16 protein-coding genes are annotated in these 19,551 nt (G+C 35.1%); 6 read left to right on the top strand and 10 right to left on the bottom strand.

Annotated features, from left to right (window positions below; translation table 11 throughout):
• The first annotated feature begins 27 nt into the window (after positions 1–27).
• Entirely contained in the window at positions 28–573 is a 546-nt protein-coding gene (locus ACFIMP_RS06290; RefSeq protein WP_375611513.1) for a hypothetical protein, read from the top strand.
• 34 nt (positions 574–607) lie between these two features.
• Here the strand turns inward: ACFIMP_RS06290 and ACFIMP_RS06285 are convergent, their stop codons facing one another.
• A complete protein-coding gene (locus ACFIMP_RS06285) occupies positions 608–1,390 on the bottom strand; it encodes an ATP12 family chaperone protein (RefSeq protein WP_375686139.1) in 783 nt (260 codons plus the stop codon).
• Between the two features lie 719 nt (positions 1,391–2,109).
• Between ACFIMP_RS06285 and ACFIMP_RS06280 the strand changes: the two genes are divergently transcribed.
• The 5 genes from ACFIMP_RS06280 to ACFIMP_RS06260 are packed head-to-tail and all read left to right on the top strand — an operon-like array spanning position 2,110 to position 5,994.
• A complete protein-coding gene (locus ACFIMP_RS06280) occupies positions 2,110–2,598 on the top strand; it encodes a prephenate dehydratase domain-containing protein (RefSeq protein ID WP_375686138.1) in 489 nt (162 codons plus the stop codon).
• Positions 2,585–3,142 carry a hypothetical protein gene (locus ACFIMP_RS06275; protein ID WP_375613115.1) on the top strand — a complete coding sequence of 186 codons (558 nt, stop codon included), beginning with the start codon at positions 2,585–2,587 and terminating at the stop codon, positions 3,140–3,142. Before ACFIMP_RS06280 ends, ACFIMP_RS06275 begins: the two co-directional genes overlap by 14 nt.
• A gap of 31 nt (positions 3,143–3,173) precedes the next feature.
• The gene (locus ACFIMP_RS06270) at positions 3,174–3,791 is read left to right on the top strand and encodes a DUF6421 family protein (RefSeq protein WP_375613116.1); all 618 of its coding nucleotides are present in this window, start codon (positions 3,174–3,176) and stop codon (positions 3,789–3,791) included.
• The gene (locus tag ACFIMP_RS06265) at positions 3,788–4,735 is read left to right on the top strand and encodes a DMT family transporter (protein WP_375613117.1); all 948 of its coding nucleotides are present in this window, start codon (positions 3,788–3,790) and stop codon (positions 4,733–4,735) included. The genes ACFIMP_RS06270 and ACFIMP_RS06265 overlap by 4 nt, the downstream gene beginning before the upstream one ends.
• Positions 4,732–5,994, top strand: a complete 1,263-nt coding sequence (locus ACFIMP_RS06260; protein ID WP_375652849.1) for an ATP-grasp domain-containing protein — start codon at positions 4,732–4,734, stop codon at positions 5,992–5,994. Before ACFIMP_RS06265 ends, ACFIMP_RS06260 begins: the two co-directional genes overlap by 4 nt.
• A 258-nt stretch (positions 5,995–6,252) precedes the next feature.
• On the opposite strand, the gene ACFIMP_RS06255 is transcribed toward ACFIMP_RS06260, so the two are convergent.
• The 9 genes from ACFIMP_RS06255 to ACFIMP_RS06215 all read right to left on the bottom strand — a co-directional run bounded on the left by ACFIMP_RS06255 (position 6,253) and on the right by ACFIMP_RS06215 (position 19,189).
• A complete protein-coding gene (locus tag ACFIMP_RS06255; RefSeq protein WP_375686137.1) occupies positions 6,253–9,006 on the bottom strand; it encodes an autotransporter family protein in 2,754 nt (917 codons plus the stop codon).
• Between the two features lie 948 nt (positions 9,007–9,954).
• The gene (locus ACFIMP_RS06250) at positions 9,955–10,404 is read right to left on the bottom strand and encodes a hypothetical protein (protein ID WP_375613120.1); all 450 of its coding nucleotides are present in this window, start codon (positions 10,402–10,404) and stop codon (positions 9,955–9,957) included.
• A gap of 161 nt (positions 10,405–10,565) precedes the next feature.
• On the bottom strand, positions 10,566–10,967 hold the full coding sequence (locus tag ACFIMP_RS06245; RefSeq protein ID WP_375613121.1) for a hypothetical protein: 402 nt from the start codon (positions 10,965–10,967) through the stop codon (positions 10,566–10,568).
• A gap of 363 nt (positions 10,968–11,330) precedes the next feature.
• Positions 11,331–11,744 (bottom strand): hypothetical protein, encoded by a 414-nt coding sequence (locus ACFIMP_RS06240; RefSeq protein ID WP_375613122.1) that lies wholly within the window; start codon positions 11,742–11,744, stop codon positions 11,331–11,333.
• A 122-nt stretch (positions 11,745–11,866) separates the two neighbouring features.
• Entirely contained in the window at positions 11,867–12,028 is a 162-nt protein-coding gene (locus ACFIMP_RS06235; protein ID WP_375613123.1) for a hypothetical protein, read from the bottom strand.
• A 943-nt stretch (positions 12,029–12,971) separates the two neighbouring features.
• The gene (locus tag ACFIMP_RS06230) at positions 12,972–14,354 is read right to left on the bottom strand and encodes an amino acid permease (protein WP_375613124.1); all 1,383 of its coding nucleotides are present in this window, start codon (positions 14,352–14,354) and stop codon (positions 12,972–12,974) included.
• Positions 14,355–14,802: 448 nt separating this feature from the next.
• On the bottom strand, positions 14,803–15,162 hold the full coding sequence (locus tag ACFIMP_RS06225) for a hypothetical protein (protein ID WP_375613125.1): 360 nt from the start codon (positions 15,160–15,162) through the stop codon (positions 14,803–14,805).
• Positions 15,163–15,561: 399 nt separating this feature from the next.
• Entirely contained in the window at positions 15,562–17,100 is a 1,539-nt protein-coding gene (gene hutH, locus ACFIMP_RS06220; protein WP_375629031.1) for a histidine ammonia-lyase, read from the bottom strand.
• A gap of 1,312 nt (positions 17,101–18,412) precedes the next feature.
• On the bottom strand, positions 18,413–19,189 hold the full coding sequence (locus ACFIMP_RS06215; RefSeq protein ID WP_375686136.1) for a class I SAM-dependent methyltransferase: 777 nt from the start codon (positions 19,187–19,189) through the stop codon (positions 18,413–18,415).
• Between the last annotated feature and the right edge of the window lie 362 nt (positions 19,190–19,551).

The raw sequence follows: 19,551 nt of genomic DNA, 5'->3' as shown, positions 1-19,551 counted from the left end.
CTTCAAATGAATTAACAAAGGTTTCTAATGCCGCGAATTTGTTTTCTCGTTTCAGTTCTTTTATGCATTGTCTTTATCACATCAACAACTAAAGCACATACAATAACCAACCAAAAACTTACAACTCTTGAAAAAGCAACATCTGCTTATAGTAAAGCACTTAAAAATGCCGATGCAAATGCCATCTTAAATGCTATTCCTCCCCAAGTCATCAACCGCTTAACCGCCAAAAAAAATCTTAATCAATCGCAATTTCTACAAATCATGAAAAGCCAAATAGAACGGTTGGCAGAAAGTTACAAGATTGAAACGATCAACATTGATCAAAAACAAAAACGTGAAGGTACCCTTGATAATGGTACCCCTTATTTTGTTATACCCGTGGAGCTTGTAACCACAACAAATGCTGGAAAAAAATGCTCTATTCAAACTGAAATTATTGCCCTACTTCACGATAACCAATGGTATTTTATCCGTGGTAATGACGAAGCGCTCTTAACCATAACCAATGAACTATTTCCTGGACTTGATAAAGTAAAAACCAATCCTCAAAAAGTCACAAAAATACTCTGAGCGAAAAGAATGCACGTAAATAAAAGATTTTCCCCTATAAACAAGTTGTAACAATTGTAGCAGCAGCATTAAATTCAACTTTTTTATGAGAACGGCGTGCTATTGTTTCTTTATCCGTTCCCCATTGCTCCATCATCCAATCTTCATCTAAATGGGCAATAGACCAAGCATGATCAGCATCAATGTTTCCCGCAGCAACAGCAAGAGCAATGAGAGCAGATCCCGTTAATGTTGTCATCATATGAAGTGCAGCAAGCATATAAGCAGACTCAACGCTACGTAAATAATGACTCACAGCTTGAAGTGCTTCTGGTGATTGTTCCACATGCATCAGCCCTTCTGTCAAATAAAACCTTGCACCCAGTTTTTTTTCTGCCCAATCTAATAAAGGATCCCATTGCTCAGATTGTTTTTGCACCAACTCTTTAGGTGTCTGTGCACGATAAAAGATCATATCACATGCAACGAAACGCAATAAATCTTCAAAAACCACCTGCATATCATCAGCGATACCATCAATAACAGTATTAACCAAACGCGTCATCGGCATTTTTGCAGGATCAACAACGTGCTTTTGGTTCTCAAATTCCTGAGCAACATATTCAGCAAACACTTCTGTTGGCACATGAAAATGACGCCTTGCGGGCGTTTTTACGGGACGTTCATCCAACAAAATCGTAAAGCCGGCCTCCTCACAAGCGATCTTCACTTGCTTATAAAACCGTTTTGGGTGTGATTGGCATGAAAGATTTTGAACCTTTTGAACAGAACTCTTCTTATTCAATGGCATATCAACATGATCCAAAATCTCACGCATATTTGTTTACCTCTGATCTTTTCAAAAAAAACGACTGTTTCTTTAGGTTCTGTAGCTTGAATAAGGTTTAATCTGACCTTCTTAACGATTCCAAAGAAGAAAAAAATCTTGCCAATCTCAATCTAACTTAAGAGTTATATTTCATGTTTCTTTTACAAACAAGACAATGATGATTGCCTTTTATATATTTAATACAATCATAATAGTAAAACAATTTCTAAAAGTATTATCTTAATTAAGAAGTTAAATATATTGAGTTTTATGGCAAAGATGTTCACGCCTTACCAATTTGCTTATTATTCACCTATAATAGTATTATCAATATGAACAGATTCAAAAACGCTGCTCATCCAAAAAATGATAGAGCAGTGCGGTTTACGTGTCATTCACCTTCGCTTAACCATTCCAATAATTCTCTAACATATCCAATAAATACCCTGCATAGAATTTTTCCTGCTCAATTACTCCCCTAAACGACGCTGTTTTACGGCATGATAGAATAATGAACAGACAAAATTATAATTGTAAATTTTCTTTCATATATACATTATTTTATAAAGCACTAAATTACTTAACGCATTGTTCTTGATATACTCTATCATATCACACTAATTTAAATTTAGTCGCATAATTAAAAGAATAGAGATCATGCAATCTGAAAATAATACTTTTATCTATACACTTGGCCCTGCAGATACTAACTGTGCAGCAGCAGCACAGTGTGGCTTGATAATCACAATCAAAATATTTTGTCCACTGACTCGAGATCCCGTATTATCTTATACGCAACTCTTGAAGAAGCATTTAATGAACTTGCTCAGAAAAAGGATGGATATCTCTTAAGCTGTGCTGCTTACCCTGATTTGCATACACTCATATTTACCCGTTTAGGTGATATGCAATTATTTGACAGCTTTATCATGCCTACTCACTCTATGGTTTTAGCTAAACGCAATAACGCTGATGAAATTAAAACCGTAGCGACTCATCCTGCCCCACAATCTCTGGTAGCTCATCAATATGACAAAGTATTTGCCAACAGCAATGCTGATGCAGCCGTTCTTTGTAAGGCTGAAAAAGCAGATGCTTGTATCACAACATCGGTTGCGGCAAATCGCTATAAGCTGAATATTATCGAAAATTTTGAACAAATGCCAATGGCCTTTTTGCTCCACTCACTAAAGTCAACTAATCATGAAAAAATCTGAAGTGCTTCTTTCCATTGTTAACTTAGCTGACAAATTCCGTATGCGCCAAGAACGAAATGGGAGCATTAAAGAACCAACTTCAGCAGATAATAATATGATCAATGAATTGATCACTCTGCTGAACCACCATGCCAATATTCTTGACGGATTATCTCCAAAACTTTTAGCGACCATTTCTGATGATCTTCTTCAGTGGATAATCAGCGGTTTAACGACCCCTCCTAAATTTGATAATACTTTGGCTGCTTTCAAAGCCCCATTACCAGATGCTCCCTTGTTTTTCTTGGCTCCAATGCGTGCAACAAATGGACCTGATCCAGAAGGATTCCGGCTGGAATTAGTTACAGGATATCGTCATGAAACGGCCTATCTTGCTGACGCCTCAAAATATACAAATAATTATCTATCACCTTTTCAATGTATAAAAATGGGAATAGCATCAAGAGGTTTTTTAGAAGGCAATTGCATTGTTCTATTCCCAGAATCTGTAGCAGCTGCTCAAAAAATTGATAAGCAAGCATTTGCTTTGTTTTTTTTTCAGTAAATTCTTTGATATTTACAACAAGCAAACAATTGTGGAAGCTGAACGTTTACTCGGTCGAGATAGTAAATTCCTGTTCGGTCAATTGCATAGTCGTAACTTATCTAAAGAAGACATTTACGATGCTCGCTGTTTGTGGGGCTATTATCATGACTATGCACATCATACCGGACCGCGGCCATTGGATAAAAATCTGTATATAAAATTAAATTGGTTTACAGGTCTTCTAGAAGAAACTAAAGTTGATTTAATTACAGTGCGTATTATGCTACAAAATCATCCAAAATTTTGGAAAGAAATAACTGAATTTATCCTATTAGAACGCATATTTCGTTATCCAAAAGATTCTGATCAGCATATGACATTCGATGCTGGTACAGGGATCTTGCTTTTTGAAATATTGATGCGGAACAAAGCATTGATTGAAACAAATCAAGGTTATCTTCAATTTGATTTGGAGCGTCTTGAAAAAGTAATAATATTGATGATAGCAGATATAGAAGCACTTGAAGCATTAGATGATGACGCTTATTTGGCAGGAGCTAAAGATTATATCCAAAATAATCTTGGTAAGCCGCAAACTTCACAGTCACGATTTAATTTTTCAACATCATCTTATGCACAGCGAGTGATTAGAGGATTAAATCATTGAGTTTTATAAAAGGACGATTATTATTATTTACTTTTGCCATTCTAGCATTGTTTTCCATAAGTTGGTTATTATCTAAGAATTTGGTTAGCAATATACCCGTCATGCATGCGGTTGGACTTAGGTTGTTTGCCACCGCTGCCACCTTATGGCTGATTGCAATATTTCGTGAGAAAGCTGTTTTCAGATCCCTACCATTGCTTTCCATGATACCTTCTTTTTTAATTCTCTCAGTGTTAGGATTTTCGCTGTATTTTGTATGCAGCTTTGGTGCATTAAAATCGCTCAAAGCCAGTGATTTAACCATGGTGCTCGCTACTATTCCAGGAATTACTTATATATTAGGTGCATTGACAAATGTCCTTAAATTCTCATGGCTGAAGCTTAGTGGAGTGATAATTGTCAGTGTAGCAGCTGTAGTATTCAATATAAATAGTGGAGAAGGTGGATATTATAACCTGATAGGAGTAGTGCTTGCCTTAACAGCAGCACTTTCTTATTCTGCTTATGGCTTATTGTCTAAACGTTATCTTAAAAATCTACCTTTGCTCACCTCACTGGCTTGGATCACGACAATTTCTGCAGCATCATTTATGCCATTATTTATTTTTGATCCTGCCCCACTCTTCTATCTTAAGTTAGAAGATATATTTAAAATATTGATTTTAGGAACTGTTTGCTCGGCACCAGTTTACGTATTATATCAAAAAGTTTTAGCCGAAGGAGGCGTATTATACGCCAACACTATCGGCGTATTATCCCCTTTTGCAGTGATTGCATGTGAATGGATAATCGGCTCGAGCCCTTCTCTCAATATGATCAAAATAATTGCTATGATTGTAGTTGTTATAGGGATGACACTCTTATTTATAGATGCATCAAAGGTATCTACATGGCAACATAAACGCCATTCTCAAAACTCCAAATTTAATGAGGAAACAAAATGAAAAAACTCGCGTTAGTTTGCCAGCGCAATGCAAAATTACCATTTATATTTGAAGCAGCACAAGCAGCTAATATCGAATTAGTAATGATCTATGATACCGCTGAAAGCGTTCCCTCTCAACACCCCGCAGCAGTAACTTCAACTTGGCAACTTCCTGTTTTTGATAACCCAGAGGCAGCTCTAGACACTTTTGCAACGGAAGCAAAAGAACGCAATATTTCTGGGGTTATGACCCTTCGCGAAGAAGCCATCCTATGGACAGCTTTGGCTGCAAAAAAAATCAATACTCCAAGTATTGAACCAGAAGTAGCAGCATTAACCAGAAATAAATATCTCATGCGTCAAGCTTTCGCTAAAGCAGGCTTAAGAACACCAGGATTCTTTTATATAGATCATCCAGAAGACCTATCACAAACACAAGCCTTGGATTATCCACTCGTTATTAAACCCGTCTCTGGATGGGCAAGTACAGGCGTAATGTTAGCTAAAAATTCCGCCGAACTTCCTGATCTCATTAAAGCCGTATGGAATGTTCAGCATAAAGACATGGCACGTTTTAATGATAAAAATAAACCTGTAGGTTTAGTCGTAGAACAGTATTTGCCAGGAAAAGAGTTTGTCGTAGAATGCTTTGTTGATACAGCAGGTGTACACGTTCTGGCCATTGGAGACAAGGGACAGCCTGAGGGACCATGGTTTGAAGAAACAATTTATCGTCAACGCTGTGATATAGATGATCCTTTAATTATTGCTTTATGTGAGGCTGCATGCTCTGGAGTTAAAGCTCTTGGTATAAATATAGGTGCTGCCCATGTAGAGCTACGCCTAGATGCTCATAATTTACCTTATATCATTGAGATTGGCGCTCGTATAGGTGGATCGGGTGTCTCCCATTTTATTGTTGAGCAAGGTACAGGGATTTCATTTGCAAAACTATGTATGAATGCCGCTTTAGCTGAACAAACCCCAGACCTTCCCGATATACTCCCAGCTGAAAAAGTGGCGGCAAATTATATTATTCCTCTTCGTGGTCATGGACGGTTTTCTGGATTTTTAGGTCTAGATAAGGTTGCACAGCATCCTCAAACCGCCAGAACTATCATTTTCTTTGAAACCAATCATCTTTCACCACCTCCACCAGCATTTGGTGGATATCCTGGTTTTATTTTCTCTGTTCATAACTCAAACGAAGAAGCACGCAATTACCACAAATGGCTCGATGACACCTTAAGCATCATATGGCAAAACATTGATTTATAATGATAATTTATCTTTATTCATATTGAATAAGAACCCCGATATTGTAGGATTTTCTCATTTTAATCTGTTTATCAGATGGACAAATTTTTTAAAACATTTGAGAAATGCTATAGTAGATAAAAATAAATCAACATGATATTTTCATATTTATTAAAGCACATGGTACCATTATTAAAAAATTCTGCACAAACAATGGTTTTAATTCCGATAGTAGAACAAGACTTCGAAAATCACATTTATTATTTTTAAAAAGATTGCTTAAAAATGATAGCGCAATCCACCAGAAAAACGAACTCCAGAAAAACCAGCCTTGGTTAACCTATGCTGATAGCTAAGATCACTGTGAAGTGTAACTTTAGAAGAAAACTGTGAATTGACACCCAAGCCAACTTCTAAGGAAGAACCAAAAGAACTCAACTGAAAAACATCTTTAAAATGAACAAATTGTTCTTTATCAAAACAATGAGCAAGATGAATAGTGCCATAAAAAGAAATGATACGATCCTTTTCAGAGGCTGTAAATGTTTTACTTAAACGCCCACCAACACGCATAAACCATTGATCTATTTTTTTCATCTCAACATCAAATCCGTCAATATCACGAAACTTATCAAATTGAAGATGTTGATAAATAAGCTGAAATTGCGGATCAAAAATAAGACCTTCACGTCCTATCATAGACACTTTACCAGCAGAAAAAGAAACGTTGAGAGGTTTTGCTTTTAATGTCGCCGTCTTACCCCAAGCATAGGTAAGCACATCCCCTTTAAACAAACCATAAGATAAAAGACCGTCTACGTAAAAATCAGTGTAATGTTTCACACTAGCATATGCCGTAAATGACCATTTATTAAATGTACTCTTTTGACTTTGTTCCACATTATGAGGTTGTAAGGAAAGTTTTCCATAGGTTCCCATAATCCCAAAAGATGTCGTATTATGTGCACTCTCTACCGTTTTAAGCAAAAGATCTGTTTTTATAGCGTTATAATCAACATGACCATCGTACCCATATTTAAGTGTAGAAAGATCTGAGACATAACGATAACTCCCACCATAACCGTGGACAGATAAAGCAAAGTTCCCTTCAACTTTTAATAATTTACGAGGAATAGACCGCCTAACTTGCAACTGCTTTTGTTGATGACTAATATCCATGAGCCCAACATGAAACAACGCATTTGGTAACAAAAGATAGGTCGGAACTTGTGGAACAACCTCTCTGACCTTTAACTCAGAAGGGGGAATAGCAGACACCTCTAAAGCAGGCTGAATATATTTACTTTCAAGGCGGAAATCCCAAAAATCTCCATCTCCTTCAACCAATCTTTGAGAAGTTTGTGCATTTCCAAGAGCAGAAGCTGGACCATAAGCATGAAGATAATATTGGTAAGGCAAACCCTCTAATGCGATATAAGCACGATTTAACTGAAAAGAATCCTCTGCCGCTTTTCCAGAAACCTGAATAAGTGAAATACTATGAGCATTTTCACCGGTTGCTATCTCACCCTGATTTTCTGCAACAAATTGCACATAAACTGTTGTTTTTCCAGAAACATCACCATGTATTAAAAGCCGATCAGTTTTTGTATTATCGAGCAAACCATCACTACTGAGATGCGTATTGAGATAAATATCTGCCCTATCTTGCGCACTATAAACTTCTTTTTCTCCCTTCCCAATATGAAGTGTCTGATACTCCTGAAACATTGGAGTCTCAAAAGCAATAAAACTATCAGAAACTTTCACAAATGAAATAGACGAACTTGTACGGTTTGCAACTTGCAAATCGATCTCTCTTCTTTTTGTCAAAAACCATTTTGATCCCCCTGTTAAATAAAGCTCAGCAATAGAATCATCGGCAACACGAGTCCCTCCTATCAATGAAGAAGAATTAGCCAAAATCGCTACACTTCCCCCTTTTTCAGCTGTTAATAATAAGTCACCAAAAATTTTTGTACCTTCTGTTACTCCAATATAAATACGACTGTTATGACTATGAACAGCTGTCCCATCTGGAACCTCAAAAATCGTCCTTTTCAAAAAGACAAGCCCCTGTTCATACGCATCATTTTCCTCATCCCTCTCAAAATACATACCATGTTTGTTACCTATTGCTTTAATTGTTGAATCTTCAATATTAACCCGCGAAATTAAAATATTTCCTTCCCTGCCGTTATTGGATGGCGTGTTAGAATCTTGTCCAACTGTTAAAACATGAACATCCGTAGAAATAATATTCGTATTTTTTACATAAACAGAACCCTGATGTTTTACATTGAAAACTGTATGTGTAATTTTTTCATTTGTATTTTCTTTGTCTTCTGTTTTTTGATATTTTGAAGCAATGGTAACACCATCTAAAGTCGCACTCCCCCCCCTCCCCACATAAAGCGCAGCAGCATCATTCACATCAATAAATCCACTTTTCATCTGAATACCCGCATCAGCACTAACGAAAAGAGCACTCTCTTGACCGATACCCAAACCTTCCACTTTAATTTTTGTATTCGTTAACGTAACAGATGCTCCTCGCTTCTCTGCATAAGCAGCAATCTGAAAAGCCTCAATTGTTCCACGATCAACCTCAATCATTCCATTATCAGCTTTAAGACCTATTGATACATTTTTAAAAGCTGAATCGCTCAAAACAATTTTTCCCCCTCGTGATACAAAAACACCATAAATATCTTCTATACCCGCAGTCCCTTCAACCTCTACACGCGTTGCCTGAATAACTGTATTTGGCTCCTGCACTACTATAGCAGCAGGTAACATGAGAGAACGACCCTCCCCATTCGTTTCTTTAACAGGCGCCGTGAATTTATATACTTTATCACTAATTGTATGCTTTGAACCATCACTGCATTCATAAGGTAATTTGTTTTTGTCACATGACAGTGATGTATATGAATGAGAATGTGCCTCAATATTTATATTTAACAAAAAAGAAAAAATAGCTGCTGTAAAAACGCACGAATACAAGTGATTGTTAGATACCTTGATTATCATTGTTTTTCAAAACTTTCTTTTTTCAACAAAAACAAAAAATGCTGGCAAAAAAATAAACCACAAATTAAACACAACAAGAATAAAACAAACAAAATTATTTTATTTTTTATGATAAAATCATAGCATTCAATAATATGTTTTGTGTTTTATGTAAAGAAAGAACAAAAAGTTTAAAAATACCATTTAGGATGAAAATCCCTTTAAAGAATGCATCTCAAAAACCGCTGGAAACTGTAATTACAAAAGGCCAAAAAACCAATCTTAAAAAAACGTAAAAAAATGCGAATTTTGAAGAGATATAATATTCAATTTATCTCACCACCAAAAAATAAAAATACAACAAAATGAGAATAACTTTTAAGATTAAACGATTAAAACGTTTTAATAAAACACAGAACAAAAAGATACAGTATACGAAATCTATAACCGCATCATCTCTTCAACTACAACAAAAAAACAAGAAATTGCACACTAATGTATAAGCTAATGTACACAATTTCTATATTAAAAATGCTAGATATCTAACAAAGAAATTTGAATAAATAAAAAACTTCTCCTAATACCCTATCATCAATGATTTGAATTAATAAATGTAATATTTTAGATCTTTTGATAAAATCTAAAATACAGTAAAACACTCACCATTCTGAACTTAAAAAACACCAAAATAAAATTTCATCAAAATTAGCTCTATGAAAGCTATCTGTTTATTATCGTTAAAGAAGATATTTTAGCAAAGCTATTATTTGCCATTCTTTATATTGAATAAATTTCTCTAAACAACAACTCACTATCCTCCGCTAGCATCATCTGACAACAACACTATTGCCAATCTCGTAGCTGATGAATATAACTACATTAGAGACAAAAGAGCTATATTTCTCTCTTCTCCCGTTTAATATTTTTATTTAATTATTGCTTTAAAAATTAACGTTCTACTGTTGATGATCACTTGTGCAAAGCTTTTTTTATTTTCTGGCGCTTTTTATCATTTTCAAAACGTAACATCAAATTTCGCTCTTGTTGTGTCGAATTGGTTACACCAAAAGTATCATTGTCCATAACCTGCTGATACCCTGCTACCATTAAATTGACTAAAAATGAATCACTTCGCGGCGTTGATGAAAAATAGATTCCCTTTGAATCTTGTAATTTGTACCGATAACCTGCTTTAGTCATGCACTCATAAACTGCTGCAAAATCACTTGCACGAGAATCCATATTTTCAGAAGAAGCGTAGATTGGTTTCCAACCACATTTTGACAGTGCTTGTTGGACCATAGACTTACTGACACCAAACTTTTCCCATAATTCTAACGTCGATGGGGGAGGTTTGCTAATACACCCAGCAGAGCTTAATAAAATTATAGCACTCAATAATTTCAATGTTTTTTTCATTTCCCCCTCCGTCAATATTTACGATAGAAAGACTGATAAGTCTTCTAATATTTACTCACACGCAAGATGACTTTTGTTAGCATATAGATATTGAAGAAACAATCCCACCCCCCATGCAAAAACAAGAATGGAAGGATTTTTGATTACAGCAGCCTCAATACTTAAGGTTGACATTCAGGTTGTTCTTTATGCTCTTCACAATGAGGACTATTCAAACGCCTCTCGACACTTCGCTGAGGAATAACTGCATCAGGCTGACAAATTGGAAGATTTTTATATTTCTCACACCACTTCATTCTTCCCAATTTATCTTGGAAACCTGCTTGGATCATACATGCATTCACAGACTCCTCAGCATTGAATTTCTCATCAGTACTTGTTTCTGTATCAAGACGACCATCAAGATGCTGTATTCCACATTCTAACAGAGCTTTTTTGATCTCAAGCTGATCAGCACCTGATTTTTCCCATGCATCTACAGCTGTTCGAGAAGGCTGCTCAGGGTAGCATCCAGCCATAACAAATAAGGTTATCCCGCTTAATAATTTTAAAATCTGCTTCATTTTCCTATCCTTGAGTAATTTTGAGATTACGAAACAATCTATAAATTATTTTACATGCTGTTTTTTATTTCCAAAACAATGATGAACATTATCAACCTATATTATTTTTATCTTTCCGAAGATTATGCCATAATTATTATATCAAAAATACGGTAAAATTATTACTAAAATCATCTATCTATCAACGATATGCTTATAATTATTATCAATATTTTGATTATAACCAAAATAGATATTTCATATTATTGCGCCAACAGTTGTGGTACCCATAAATAAATAGCATTGACATGCTGAATTAAGCCCCCCGCGTACGGGTATGAGAAACATGAAGGTAGGGATTGTGATCGTCACAAACAGCAAGACTTAAGGTTTGCATTCAGGTGCATTTTTATATTTTTTACAAAAAGGGCTGTTCAAGCGCTTCTTGACACTGCGCCTCGGGATGACAGCGCCTGAACGACAAATCGGCAAGTTTTCGGCTCTAAAAGTATAACATGGTCCACCCGCTCTTGCTACCTCTTCATCTTTATAGCGGAAACCTGATTGAAGCATGCAAGCATAAGTTGTTGCTTTTGCATTGATGCTCTGCTTTCTGTTTTCTGGATCGACATCATAAGGAGTTGGCATACCACATTCTAACAAGCCTTTTCCTATCTCTGTAAAATCTGCTCCTGGTTTTTCCCAAGCAGTCAAATATCCTGAAGGAGGCTTATTAAACTGACATCCAGCTATACTTAACAAAGTTACAGCACTTAATAATTTTACGATGTGTTTCATTTTTTACTCCATGATCTAATTCAAGGCTTTTGTTCTAAATGAGATGTGCCATAAAATTTTTGGCATTTTGGACCCGCATCTCCAAGACAGGTATGGGGATTTATGGGATTTGTAGCCACTCTCTACCATTCTATCCAAACGTTACTGCCAGCAGGTATCGTTTCGTAGGTATAGCCATTACCGCCAATAATTCTGCTTACAAAGTCAAATTTATTCCCATCAAAACCTGTTTCATGCGTCTGTGAATGGCTGCTATGATGGTCTGTCATGCCAACAATCGTCATACTTTCCCCCATTACATTGATATCTTGACCAGAAATCAGATGAGAAGCAATAATCGTAGCATCTCATTGTACATCCATATCAACATTGCCTGTTGCCTCAAGGATAGAGAGAATTGTTGTTGTGTGTGTTCAGAGCTATTGGAAGATTTCTCGTGTAAAAAGCCACTTTCCGATGATTTTTTTGCTGGTTGTAGTGTTCTTGAGCGCCTTTTATGGTAATATCGAATAATTTTGCACCGAAATACAGTTGCGGAGTGCATTTTGTCCGCCTCCACTTGTGATAAAAATTACTCTTGTATCAATATTAAAAAAATAAGTTTGATCCTTCCTCTTGTGAGAGCAATAAGAATCGTAAAACTGTCACACGTTCATTGTTCTCTTTAATTTACTCTTCTATGAGATTTTATTGTAATACCTTGCTGCTGTTTATTAAAGTTTTTGTAAAAACAATGATACAATGCCTCATGTAACTTTGTTATCCACTATTTTCTACCAACGCCAATCCTCTTTGAGAAAAAATACATAAAGAACTTTATCTTCGCTTCTAAAAGCAATAGTAATTTTCTAAACAACAAAATTTAAACAACCAATTTTTTAAAGAGCTAAAAAACAATTCTTACAATAACTTCTTTCGTGAAACAGAACTTCATTAATACGTTTAGAAAAAGATATCTGCCTATAATCATGTATCTGGTAAAATCTATTTGCACTGTTAGGCATTTTAACCTGAAAGACTTATATTGATGGCACAGCTCACCATCAAAAAAACGCCTAATATTTATATGATTTTGTCGTTACCGTAAACAATGGCTCACAAAAACTTCCAAAGCAAAATAATAACGAGCAGATTTTTTCAATCTAGATTGTTCTAACCTTTAGAGAAAACAATCAAACACCTGTTCTCCTGATGACATCAGCTATTTGTTTTGAGTTTTTTCTCTATTCACATTTTATTCAGCTTCTTTTGCTTAAAATTATAAAGTTTAAGTGCATAGAAACAAATAACAAGCCAAGCAATCCAAATAACACCTATAATTAAAACTGGTCGTGTCTCATCAAAATACCATAGGAGAATAAAAATAAAAACCATAAATAAAATAGAAAAAATCGATCCTATTGGCCAAAATGGAATGGGAAATTTTAAACCATTCTGAGCTTCTTTAGGCATCTTAATTCGCATAAAAAATTGTGAAAGTAGAATCATCATCCAAACAAAAACTGTCGCAAATGTTGCCATTGCAGCAATAAGAAAAAAAAGCTTTTCATGATAAAAATAATTAAGGACAGCACCAAGAAGAAAAATACCGAAGATCATCAAAATAACAAAAACTGGTATACCGTTTTTTGATAAATATTGAAACTTTTTTAAAGCATAACCTTCCTGCGATAAACCATGGATCATACGACAAGCACCATACATTCCACTATTCATTGCTGAAATAGCCGCTGTAACAACAACAATATTTAAAATATTTGCTGCATATGAAATCCCAAGATTTTCAAAAATGGATACAAAAGGGCTATCCATGAGACCAATCTCATTCCAAGGATAAAGAGACATTAAAATAGCTAACGTCATGACGTAAAAAAGCAAAATACGAACTGGAGTAGAATTAATTGCCTTTGAAATCGTTTGATGAGGGTTTTGAACTTCCATAACTGCCATGCCAATGATTTCTATGCCACCAAAAGCAAAAACAACAACACTAAAGCAAGCTAAAAAACCAAACCAACCATTGGGAAAAAGTCCACCATTTTTCCATAAATTATGAACAGTAACGGTAGAAAAATCTGCACCTTCACCCCACCCCCAAAAAATAATTGCTATTCCTAAAATAATCATCGCAATGATAGCGATAACTTTAATAGAAGATAGCCAAAACTCTAGTTCACCATAGACTTCTACAGCCGCTAAATTAATACCTGTGATGATTAATGTAATACTCAGTGCCCATACCCAAGGAGCAACATCAGGATACCAAAACCCCATATAAGTCGCAAAAGCTGTAATATCAGCCAAACCAACAAGAATCATCTCAAATACATATGTCCATCCCGTTAAAAAACCTGCTAATGGTGATATGTAATTTGCCGCATAACGAGCAAAAGAACCAGGCAATGGATTATGAAGTATCATCTCTCCTAGAGCCCGCATAACCATAAAAATAGCTAAACCAGCAATACAATAGGCAATCAAAACACTGGGACCCGCAAGCTTAATTGCCTGTGCAGACCCATAAAAAAGACCTGTTCCAATAGCAGAACCAAGAGCTAAAAAAATAACTTGGCGCTTACTCATCCCTCTTTTCAGTTCATTTATTGCCATTTCTTTCCTTACTTTTTGAAATGCTGACAATCCACACCACGATAACAGCTCTATGAGAAATAAAGCCTCATGTTTCTTTCACAAATATATTTCAAAAAACATCGAAGACCAGCCAGTCCAACACTTTGCTCTAAACAATGAAAAAATACTTTTATTGCGAATTATTCAGCTTTTATAGCCTACAATTTCGTATTATTTTATTCAAATAAAGTGATAATGAATTTTTTCATAATTGTCATTTAATTCATTTCGTATTCTCTAGTTTTTTACAGAGAAAATTAACCTTAATGTAATCTAAACTTTTAGGCTTCTATTTCAGTGCACTGAAATAGAAGCCTAAAAATTCATAACAAACACATTAACTATGCATACAATTAATTTTTTGTTACTTTAAGCCAACTCTCTTTGAGCTTATAAAAAAACTTTTTACGCCAATTGAATAGCTCAATTAATGATAATACGAATCTCGCAAGTTTTCAAAAGTATGAGAAAGTGTATCTACAACCCATCTTTTAAGGACTCCAGCTGCCTTAACGACAAGCTTTCCAATGAAAAAAAAATATACGGTAAAAAGAGCATCTTTGATTGTTGGTCCGATGATAGCGTTCTCCTTACCTCTGGGAATTTGCCCTGATATAGCAATAAAATCTTTGTTTTTCGCTGAAATAAGAGGCTCTTTCTCTTGGGCCACTATCATAATGAAAACTTCCTCTGGAAAGCTACCTCTCCTAAAATTTGCATGAATCTCAAGAATTTGAGAGAAAAAAAGAACTGTTATTGAAACACATAATTTAGCACTTTTAAACATTCCTTTCTCCTTTTTTATTTTAAATATCAAAAATAAACTATAAAATTCATAAAGTATTAACAAATAAGAATAATATAAAATAAAACTTTTATTTTTACTTGATACAATACATATATTATAATTTATATTTATAGAAATATAATATCACGAATATATAATTCGTGGATATTATTTAACTTATATTAAAATTTCTGATATAAATCAGAAAATATAGGTGCTTTAAGTTTATAGTTTCTATAAAATAACATAATATCTAGTTAACTACAAAAATCAGATATATACAGTAATAAATATATGATTTATTAAATAATTCAAATATTGTATCGCTCCTCTATATTTTCATATGAGGAAGTTTTAAAATTCAATATCCGCCCTTCAGCATTGACCTTCAAACAAATACTATTGAAAACTTAATGAAGGAAAAATTGTTTCTGGTAAAACAGATAATAAGTGCCCTTCACGCACAAGTATATGTGCTTGATGAAGATCTGGAGCCAGATAGCGATCTTCCTTAAGAGAAGCAACATTTTTTCGTAGACATTCCATAACAGATTGCAAAAAAGTACTTGTTTTTAAAGGTGCACGATATTCAATTCCTTGTGCTGCAACAAGCGTTTCAATGCCAATAAGTGTAAAAAGATTTTCGCTCATTACCAATAACCGACGCGCTCCATGGCAAGCCATTGAAACATGATCTTCTTGATTGGCAGAAGTTGGGGTTGAATCAACGGAAGCAGGATGGGCCATTTGCTTATTTTCAGACATCAAAGCTGCCGCTGTTACTTCAGCAATCATAAAACCTGAATTAAGACCCGCATTATGCGCTAAAAAAGCTGGAAGTCCATAAGAAACTGCTGGATCAACCATAAGAGCAATACGCCGTTGAGAAATAGATCCTATTTCACATAAAGCAAGAGCAATCTGATCAGCGGCAAACGCTACAGGTTCAGCATGAAAATTCCCACCTGATACAACTTCACCATTCCTTAAAATCAATGGATTATCTGTAACAGCATTTGCTTCAATAATCAGTGTTTTTGCTGCTGCCAGCAAAATATCAAAACATGCCCCCATAACCTGTGGCTGGCAACGTATACAATAAGGATCTTGTACACGCTCATCCCCCCGTAAATGTGCTGCACGAATTTCTGAATCCTCTACAAGCTTTTCTAATGTTTTCGATACAGCAATCTGCCCATAATGTCCTCGTAAAATATGGATATCAGGATGAAATGGCGCCGTTGATCCCATGATAGCATCTGTCGTCAAAGCCCCTGCCAACAATCCACCACACAATGCCCGATAACCTCGAAAAAGACCAGCAAGTGCAAGGGCTGTTGATGTTTGAGTCCCATTAATAAGAGCTAGACCTTCCTTTGCCTCTAAAATAATAGGGGACAATCCCGCTTTCTCTAATGCAACCGCCCCACTCATACGAATATTTTGAAAAAATGCTTCCCCTTCTCCCATCATAACAGCCGCCATGTGAGCAAGTGGAGCTAGATCACCTGAAGCACCAACAGACCCTTTTTCAGGGATGACAGGAATGACGCCCTTTGCAAGCATATTTTCCAGCAAATTTACCAATTCTAGACGAACTCCTGAAGCCCCTCTTCCTAAAGAGATAAGCTTTAAGCTCATTATCAAACGCACAATATTTTCAGCTAAAGGCTCTCCTACCCCACAACAATGGGACAAAATAAGGTTTCTCTGTAAAACAGCGACATCGTCCGCATCAATTTTAATGGAAGCCAACTTCCCAAAACCAGTATTAATACCGTACACAGGCTCACTTCCAGCAGCAATTTCAGCAATGCGCTGAGCCCCTTTCTCGATAGCTAAATGCGTGTCATTATGAAGTTTACTCACTTCACCATTAAAATAAATAGCTGCAAGCTCACTAAGCGTCACCTCGCTCGGTTTCAGTATAATAGTCATAATTTACTTTCTTTTTTTATCAAAGTATAACGTTTAGCATTATTGATCCTTCTATAAAACAAAAAAAACTATAACGACTCTTTAAAGCGAGAATGCTTTCTTAAAGGTATTCCTTACAATGGAGTTATTATCCAAAAGTAGAATAGTTTACGATAAATGAAAATGAAATATTGACAAACACAACCAAGTCATGGATTTCAAAAATAGATAAAGCTTTAATTTATAATCATAATCTAGCATGCTTCATATTAAATGAGAGAGCTGAATATCTTAAAACTCTCTCATTCCAAATCTGTGTATGTTGAATAAATCAAAACCATTCGCTTGCACGTAATAAGCGAGATTGGCGTATGGATAAAACTGTAAAAAAGGACTAAAAACTCCTCTTATGAACCGTGTCAAGGGCTGTCGCAACATTGGGAGATGAAAGTGTGGATGGTGCAGGCTTATTCTTTTATGAAGCGTAAAGATGAAAAAATCAATGGATTTATTATCAAGCTATTCTTACTAAACTTATAAAAACCTTAAATAGATAGCTGTCACAATCTATCATGATTGCAAAAATCAAACTCTATAGAAAATTAAAAAACTTATTCAACACATCACAACAGAGAAGAAATTGAGCTTATTTGCGACTTCTAAAATTGTATTTAAAGCGCCAGATTAAACCTTGAAAAACACATCTTCAATAAAACCACATAAGAATCGGCCTAACCCGTTATTTAAAATAGAAAATAAAAGAAGTTTTCTTATATCAAAAAAAATAATTAATATATTGTTTTATATTATATCTTTTAAACAGAGAAATGCTTCATATAGCATATTTATATTTTACTTTTTTGTTATATTGAATCTGAATTTAGAGATAATTTCAAAATGAGTTGTTTTTTAAAGGTGCTTCCAAGCCATTACCTTTTTTACTACAAATTTCTGATTATGATAATTTTTTGTACTTTTTCAGTTGTTTTTGTCAAAATTTATTAAAAACACTCTCATTTAATAACAAAAAAAAATCATAAAAACAAAGAATTATCAAATATTTCTATTCAATCTACCTCTTCTTATTTTATAAAATAATCTGTTGTTAAACTGCAGTAAAAAAAGCGCTTCGATACTATAATGCACTGCATAAATTTTCTATTTAAACTCTCTCATATCAAGTGAACAATGAAAATCAGCGGTAATAAGATGTCAATGTGAATGCTGAAGAAAAAAACTTTCGCCCTCAAAGTCTGCCTTAATAAGGCGTTAATTTCCTGAATACCGCCCACTCTGATGTGCTAAAAGAGCAAAAGCAATCATCGATATCGGATTATCCTGCATACATATAGAGCTCACTTCGATACAAAAGCTCCAAATTGCCTTGCACTTCATATTTCTTTATCAATGCGACCAATTGCCGCAAATATTCTTCCCCATAGCAAGCAATAGCGCGTTGCGCTTGCGTTGAAGAGCGGCTCATTCCAATAAAAGCTTCAGATGGGATCATCATCGTCCAATTGTGCGTATGAAAAAAAATCTTTTCTGGATCTACCCCAAAGCCATCAGTCATTTCCTGTAAAAAATCAAAATTACGATAATAACGGGAATAATTCGGACTCATTTTCTCTAACAATGTCTCATAAGCCTCTAGAAATTCGCTATGCTTGAAATCACGATTATTTTGAATAACCGCCATGACACCATTGACTCGAAGTTGATCTGAAACAGAACGAAGCAACTTGGGACGATCCATCCACTGAAACGCTTGCGCTGCAATGACAAGATCAACCTCGCCAATTTGAGGCAATAGGTCTTCGGCACGGCCCTGATACCACTGCACCGTAGGAAATTTTTTTCGCCCCTGCTTAATCATATCTGCCGATACATCGATAGCATGATATTGGTGCTCATTTCCTAAAAATTTAACAATTCCCTCTAATGCGATGCCTGTCCCAGCACCCACATCCACAATGGACAAATGCTTTTTGTTCTTAAAAGGATGGAGCATGGTTTTAAATAAAGTAAGGGGATAGCGAGGACGATAACGATCATAATCATTAGCCAATCCATCAAACTTTTCACTTTGCCGCTGAACACTTTCTATCATAGGACTTTCACCCTCCTTCTCAATTACTACCATACATAATAAAAAAGCCTTTTTATCCAATGTATTAAACATAACTTCTAAAGGAGGAAAATAAGAACTGCCCTGACCTTCTATCTTTCCATAAGATTGATACTTACATTTTTCTCTTTTCCAATTGTTATCTGCACGTTGCGAAACCCAAAACTCCTACGAAAATAATATATTTTTCTGTAATAATAATTGATATAAATATTATTGATCTTTTATAAGATGACATCTATATTACTATTATTATTTTAACATCAACAAGTCACTTAAGCGTACCTAAAACGCAGAGAGATATCAATTTATTGATAAATACGCCTGTTTATAAAGTTCAAAAT

Source organism: Bartonella sp. AP65SXKL (assembly GCF_042195725.1).
Classification (GTDB): domain Bacteria; phylum Pseudomonadota; class Alphaproteobacteria; order Rhizobiales; family Rhizobiaceae; genus Bartonella.
The sequence above is the reverse complement of the archived record's forward strand: the minus strand, read 5'-3'. Positions and strand labels throughout refer to the sequence as shown.